The sequence below is a fragment of the Brenneria sp. L4-2C genome (assembly GCF_040240335.1).
Classification (GTDB): domain Bacteria; phylum Pseudomonadota; class Gammaproteobacteria; order Enterobacterales; family Enterobacteriaceae; genus Brenneria.
This window is the reverse complement of sequence record NZ_JBEIAC010000030.1, coordinates 22,329-28,641: the sequence shown is the minus strand read 5'-3', so window position 1 is coordinate 28,641 and position 6,313 is coordinate 22,329. Positions and strand designations below refer to the sequence as shown.

Below are 6,313 nucleotides of genomic sequence, written 5' to 3'. Positions count from 1 at the left end.
CAGCCAGCGCCAGCGCCTGCTGGCGAAACTCCGGGGTATATTGATTACGGGATGTCTTCTTCACAGATTTTGCTTGCGTCATGGTTCACCTTGTTAACGATTTTACTCGCTTAACAGCGTGTCCACCATTCGTGGGTAGGATCAAACCTTTCGGCATTCATGCTAGTCTCCATAGTATTAATCATATATCAAATCTGGATATATCTGATCAATTGCCCCAGCTATCGTAACGGCAGAACAACCGTTGCCAGTGCGCCAGACGGTTATGGGTCACCGCGTCGCTGCCATCGTGCAGGAAACGCGCACGCTACCGCCCACCGACAAGAAAGGCGACTAAGGTTGACGCATATTCTGCGCCCTTTACCCCTGTTTTTAAAATCTCTCAGCCGGAGCGCTATCAACGTGTCGGCTACCGGCCCAACAGGGGCGATACCTCTACGCCCGCCATCAATATCAGCGGCAAGTGGCTACAGGAAGCCGGGTTCAGCACCGGGCAGCCACTCAAGCTGCGTGTCATGCCCGGCTGCATTGTGATTACCGTGCAGGATATTCGTGAGTAGTGGCACTGTCTGGAAGGATTACGCCGGGAGCCGTTCGATGAACGCGCCGCCGCCGACTGGCTCAATCGCTTTCCCGGCGGGCTGGATCTGGCGGTGATACTCAATCAGTAAATAACTGAGATTGAACGACAGATAAAATAAATCCGGAAGGATCGTTGAGATCGCTTCCGATTGTTTCAACATATTATTATAATATATAATGGATAAAACATTATTACTGATTTTTACTAAAACGACTTATCCAACCATCTTTCGTAAATAACTCACCGGATAATCCGTCGCTTATTTCAGTAATATTTTTACCTGATACTAATATCTCTTTTTTATCATCCTCTTCAAACAGAAAAAGAAAGTTAAATATAGTGTTATCAATAGATTCAATAAGTAATTCTTTGATTATCTTTTTCTGCTCATCATCAAATGTGGACAGTAAATTATGTAACTCTATAGCTCTTTGTGATTTCAACGTTCCAGATTGAATCTTATCAAATCTATCAATAGAACGATCACGAACCATACGCATAACCGAACATCCAAATTCGTCTAAAGTTTCTTTATCTGTCATGATAATAACCTATTGATGCCAAGGAAGGTTTGATGGGGAAACTACACCTTGAGAGCGTAAATTCCATAATGATACAGCAACAAGGCTTCTCGATTGTTGTGTTGTTGCCCCCCAGCTTCCAGCGCATTAACTGCTATTTTTTTATGCTCACTGAGAGTATTAGGTCGGCCAGTGTTATAAAGATCTTTAAAAGCCTATCTTTGGTATGAAGTCATAGCCTGATGATCCCATCCCATCTTATCCATTATAATCCTGACTTATTGAGAATCCTTTTTTCAGATCGTACTAAGGATTGCTTTTAAATCCGGCTTTCGCATGCACATGGTGACCACCGACATCTTTATATTGACCAGTTCCACATTTCGCCAACCCTAACGGGTCGATCCAAGTTAACGGATTCGGCGCATAAGCGTAATTATTTAATCCACCAAGCAGCCCTATCGGATCAGGATGGAGAATTTATCCGATCCGTGATTCATAGTGACAGTTTTAGTAATACAGCTCCATAAATACCGCACCATAGTTCATCTGTTGCTGCCAAATCCTGATAAATTTATCTATTTGTTAGGAATTATTTTACTACCTAATCAACATGTTAGAAAGTAAAATCATAATCATATGAGCAGGGCGTCACCGTGAAGATTTTGGAGGGCGCATTGTGTTGATGGCCGACAGCAATGAAGAGCAGGAATTTCGTGAGCAACTTGGTTAGATGACAAAACGATTAAGGTGATGGGGACGTTTTGATTTAGTGGATTAAACAATGGCAGCTAAATAAAATATAAGCCGAGAGGATTAAAATTGCCTTACCCGGCTATTTTATTATTATAGATATGTATCTAACAGGTTTTTATCAAAAAGTTTATTACCTGTGATTTTTTTACTGAGAATAAAATCCATATCAATATCGGATAGCGGAATGTTGTTTTTCTTAATTATATATAAAATAGTCAAAAATGGATAGGCGTAATAATTAGGGTTAGCTATTACATCATTAATAGCATCTGATTTAAGATCGATTAAATTCATTACTCTTGGTAAATAAATATCTCTTATTTTAGTGAAAATCCATTCACAGGTTTTAGATATTTCTTCCTCATTTCTGGGAAGATCAACTGTACCACCAATTTTAGTCGCGAATAACTTGAATTTTTCCATCAATGTATTCATAAAGAAAGTATTGTCAGTGAGTAAATTTGATTTATAAGGTGGTGCTATTTCATTAAAAAAATCATTCAACTCTATTGAATCAATCGAAAGAGATAAAAAATAACCATTTGCATTATTCAAATATCCCCACGATAATTCACCCTGAACATTAATATCTCCTATTCTATTGATGTTAATTCTATTTTTCAGAATTTTCATATAATTAGTAAGAGTAAGATTCTCTTTTAAATAAATATTTAATTCAGTTTCAAAATTCTTTCTCAATTCAATAGACATAGTTAACACCTTAATAGCTAAGTACATGGAATATTGCATCATGTAGCGTACCTTTAGGTCCTAATGCCCCTGATTTCTGAGTATTAGACGTTGCTACACTAAAGGTGCCTTTGGTTCCTGATGATGGCATTATTACCCCGTCACCAATGCCACTCACGGTATTTGAAGGGTAAATACACCAGATCTACTTTGGTTTTTCGTTAATCCACTATTCCCATGTTTTGCTTCAAATACATGAATTTTCCCATGTCCATCTACTGCCACAAAATCAGCTCTCACCCTACTGCCATTAACTTTCATGGTAAGTTCTTCCGCAATTACAGTATATCCATTTTGCTGAAGGTCATGAGCCGCTTTATTTCTACCTTGATTACCACTGAAATGGCATTTCGCAAGACCTAATGGATCAATCCAAGTCAGCGCATTCGGCGCATACTGATAAAGGTTAATACCCCCCGCCAGCCCTATCGGATCCGACTGGGTAAACCGTCCGCAGTCCGGGTCGTAGTAACGGAACAGATTATAGTGCAGACCGGTTTCACTGTCTGCATACTGCCCGGCTTAGCGCAGCGGCTGGTCAATAACCTGCTGCCCCCGGCGCAGCGCGCCGTTCCGTAGCAGTACCGCCTCCCGTGCGACGCATCACCCGACGGCTCAACGTGCGCCAGCGGCGTGTACGGCTCCGACGGATCATACGTGTACGTTCGCCGCGTGCCGTCGTCGTGCAGCACCTGCAGCAGGCGCCGGCCCTGCCACACAAAGCGTGTTTCCCGCGTGCGCCGCTGCGGACCCTGACCGGTGGTCACCCGTTTGCTGATGCGACGGCCGGCCGTATCGTACTGAATTACGAGTAGTGACTGACCGATAATTAAAAAGCCAGAAGGATCTTGGGGATCGCTCCGGCTTTATGTTTAATTTAAAAGATAACTTATCGTTCTTTTATATGATCCGTTTTCTGATCAGTCCAATACATGACTTTATATTTTCCGAGTTTAATACACTTATCCTTATAATATTCCATTACATCTAATGGGGACCAGCCATTACCATATAGAAAGAGAGCATCTTCACTAATTAATATATTGATTGTATTTGTTTTATCTTGCTCATTATCTATGGATAGTTCCATAAACTTATCTAACTGAGAAAACCTATTTATTTCATTACATTAATTACCTTTTTTCCAGAAGCTTTGATTTTTAATATATTTCCGTCATATCTATAACAACAATGGAATTATCTGGGTATTTATTCATAACAAATTAACTCTCAACATAAGGTACTGAGTTTATGACCATCTCAGGCGTACCTCCCGGCAAATTCTGACCAAGCCAAAGAAAATAATCAATTCAGAAATACATTGAACCCCAAATTACCATCTTCAAAACGTAATACCGTATCGTGGTCGAATACCACCTGAAACAAGGCATCACAGTGAATAGCTCCGAGGGATGTATTTTGTTGATAGCTATCGGTAACGAGGCACAGGAGCTGCGCGAGCAGCTTTATCAGATACAGCAGGCGTTTAATTCAATAAAGGTGGGGTTATTTATTGTACTAGATATGAAGAAATAATAAAAACTGGAAGTTAAAAAACTTCCCGAAATTAAAATATTAATATCATTTCCAGCGCTGATCTAAATATGGTTCAATCGAATCAATTACAATTATTTCAGCGGCGCATGAAAAATGAAATTTGTCTCCGTTATCAATGGTAAATGTCATTTCATCATCTATTTTTTCTATTATTGGTGAGCATATAAATCCGACTCGATCTCCCTGTAGATTTAACTTACTTATCCCTACAAGTATCAATGTGATAGATAATCCGTTAAATTCTACGTTCCTCCATTTATCTGGTGTTTTTTTCGGTATATTCCTCGTATTAAAACATACTCTTATTTTTGAAAGGTCATAAAATAAAAAATTATCAATTTCAGAGTCATCGATCGATAACTCATTATTAAACATAAAATTAATCTTCTCTTTTCCATGAACAAAATCAAACCACATAATTACAATTCTCCTGGGAATTCATAGTGATCATATGTGCCACTAACAGAACCATTTCTCGAACTGTTCCCGGTTTTAGGGTCAAATGGTCTGGGGTTAAAATGCGGTCCTTGATTTCCCGGAGTCCCAGGAGGACCCTACGTATGTCCAGCTGAATGTTCCTGAATAACAACCCTGGAGCCATCTGCCCGTATATGATGATATTCTCTCGATTCTAGTATATTAAAATCACTATCCTTTATTGCATGTCCGTCTCTATCAGTCAGCTGAACTTTTTTCACGGTTACCGGATGCTGGTTCATGGGTATCTCTGCATCCCTTTTGGCTGCCCTTAATGCAGCTTTTCTTGACGGAAATTGAGCATTACAACCAGTAAGCCCCAACGGATCGATCCACATCAGCGGATTTGGCGCATACTGATAAAGATTCAATCCACCCGCCAGCCCAATCGGATCCTACGTCGTAAATCTGCCAACCACCGGATCAAAATATCTAAACAGATTATAGTGTAGACCCGTTTCGCTGTCAGCATATTGACCGGCATAGCGCAGCGGCTGGTCTATCACGGGGTGTCCCTGCCGCAGCCGGTCGCTCACCCCCGCCAGTTCGCCGCGGCTCGTGTAACGGAACGCCCGCCACAGGATGCCGTCTTCCGGCGCAGCCGGCTCGGCGTCCATGCCCCGCGCGCTGCTTTGCCAGGCGCGCCGTCCTTGCGCGTCATAGGCCCGGCGCTGGGTCAGCGCGCCCTGTGTGCGGGAGATTTCCCGGTGCAGCTGTCCTTCCGCATCCGTCAGCCGCTCTGGGGTGCTGTTGGTCTGAGGTCGACTGAGCAGTCATCGCTAGCGCCAGTCTGGAGGTTTACCGCCGTCAATTTTTTGAATGATTTTATTAAGGACCATAGAAATGCATTAACGTATCAAGTTCATCTATATCCTTATCAGTTAATATTTTTTTTTCCATACTGTCATATCTATGGCGTATTGCTTTCATAGGAATAGAATGCTCATTATTTCTTGCAATATCTATTAACTCATCAATGTCTTTTTCTCTTATTAATGTCCTTTTCAATAAGTTATAAAGCATTGTCTCTGCGTCTTTTCTTTCCAGAGTATACATAATTTAATTCGGGATAATATCAATTGAATCAAAATGGATAATTTGCCCACAGCATGTAGCTGAGCCTCTCCCCCTTGGCCATATTGAGGATAAGCTTTAGCAAATGGCTCTAGCTTAGTCGGATGGCTATTACCCTCCCATTTAGGAACGAAGGCTGTAGATTTCCCATCTTTATATAATTGCAAAGTATCAAAAGCACCACGCATGCGAGCATCACTCCATTCGGATGCTATCTGGAACTTATCTCTCGCAGTGCTTCCAGCGGAGTATTTACCAAATCCAAAATAGATAACAGGTGCAGATTTACTTTCTAAAGTCTGAGCGACAAACTTGTTAATCGAACCATCAGGTTCCTTATATTTCATATGACGATACGCTGTGGAGCGCATGGTCACACTCGGCCCAGCAGACCCAACATAAAAATCTGGTATCTGGTTTGCCACTGGAACTGCATTTACTCAACCCTAACGGATCTATCCATGTTAATGGATTTGGCGCATAAGCATAAAGGTTCAACCCACCCGTCAGTCCCACCGGATCCGGCGCAATAATTTTTCCGATTTTCGGATCGTACTACTTGCTTCGGCCGTAAGTTACCTTCATCCAGTCGTCA

Annotated in this window: 7 protein-coding genes and 5 pseudogenes; 1 reads left to right on the top strand and 11 read right to left on the bottom strand. The window is 41.6% G+C overall.

Going from position 1 to position 6,313, the window contains the following annotated elements:
- The first annotated feature begins 281 nt into the window (after positions 1-281).
- Positions 282-560, top strand: a complete 279-nt coding sequence (locus ABRZ26_RS25155) for a SymE family type I addiction module toxin (RefSeq protein ID WP_413556418.1) — start codon at positions 282-284, stop codon at positions 558-560.
- 18 nt (positions 561-578) lie between these two features.
- Here ABRZ26_RS25155 and ABRZ26_RS25150 read toward each other — a convergent pair whose 3' ends face one another.
- From ABRZ26_RS25150 to ABRZ26_RS25135, 11 genes and pseudogenes are all read right to left on the bottom strand, one after another.
- Positions 579-743, bottom strand: coding sequence for a hypothetical protein (locus tag ABRZ26_RS25150; RefSeq protein WP_413556417.1), 165 nt, complete (start codon positions 741-743; stop codon positions 579-581).
- Between the two features lie 31 nt (positions 744-774).
- Entirely contained in the window at positions 775-1,125 is a 351-nt protein-coding gene (locus ABRZ26_RS23535) for a hypothetical protein (protein ID WP_319606517.1), read from the bottom strand.
- A 348-nt stretch (positions 1,126-1,473) separates the two neighbouring features.
- A pseudogene (locus ABRZ26_RS25145) lies at positions 1,474-1,572 on the bottom strand (RHS repeat-associated core domain-containing protein); the annotation flags it as partial.
- Positions 1,573-1,950: 378 nt separating this feature from the next.
- Positions 1,951-2,571, bottom strand: coding sequence for a hypothetical protein (locus tag ABRZ26_RS23525; RefSeq protein ID WP_319606516.1), 621 nt, complete (start codon positions 2,569-2,571; stop codon positions 1,951-1,953).
- Between the two features lie 384 nt (positions 2,572-2,955).
- A pseudogene (locus ABRZ26_RS25140) lies at positions 2,956-3,341 on the bottom strand (RHS repeat-associated core domain-containing protein); the annotation flags it as partial.
- Between the two features lie 850 nt (positions 3,342-4,191).
- The gene (locus tag ABRZ26_RS23515) at positions 4,192-4,584 is read right to left on the bottom strand and encodes an Imm50 family immunity protein (protein WP_319606515.1); all 393 of its coding nucleotides are present in this window, start codon (positions 4,582-4,584) and stop codon (positions 4,192-4,194) included.
- Positions 4,585-4,586: 2 nt separating this feature from the next.
- Positions 4,587-4,703, bottom strand: a pseudogene (locus ABRZ26_RS23510) (HNH/endonuclease VII fold putative polymorphic toxin); the annotation flags it as partial.
- Between the two features lie 246 nt (positions 4,704-4,949).
- Positions 4,950-5,153 (bottom strand): annotated as a pseudogene (locus ABRZ26_RS23505) (RHS repeat-associated core domain-containing protein); the annotation flags it as partial.
- 319 nt (positions 5,154-5,472) lie between these two features.
- Positions 5,473-5,667, bottom strand: a complete 195-nt coding sequence (locus ABRZ26_RS23500; protein ID WP_319606514.1) for a hypothetical protein — start codon at positions 5,665-5,667, stop codon at positions 5,473-5,475.
- Positions 5,649-6,143 carry a hypothetical protein gene (locus tag ABRZ26_RS23495; RefSeq protein WP_319606520.1) on the bottom strand — a complete coding sequence of 165 codons (495 nt, stop codon included), beginning with the start codon at positions 6,141-6,143 and terminating at the stop codon, positions 5,649-5,651. Before ABRZ26_RS23495 ends, ABRZ26_RS23500 begins: the two co-directional genes overlap by 19 nt.
- Positions 6,136-6,273 (bottom strand): annotated as a pseudogene (locus ABRZ26_RS25135) (RHS repeat-associated core domain-containing protein); the annotation flags it as partial. The gene ABRZ26_RS23495 and the pseudogene ABRZ26_RS25135, both read right to left, overlap by 8 nt.
- Positions 6,274-6,313: the final 40 nt, after the last annotated feature.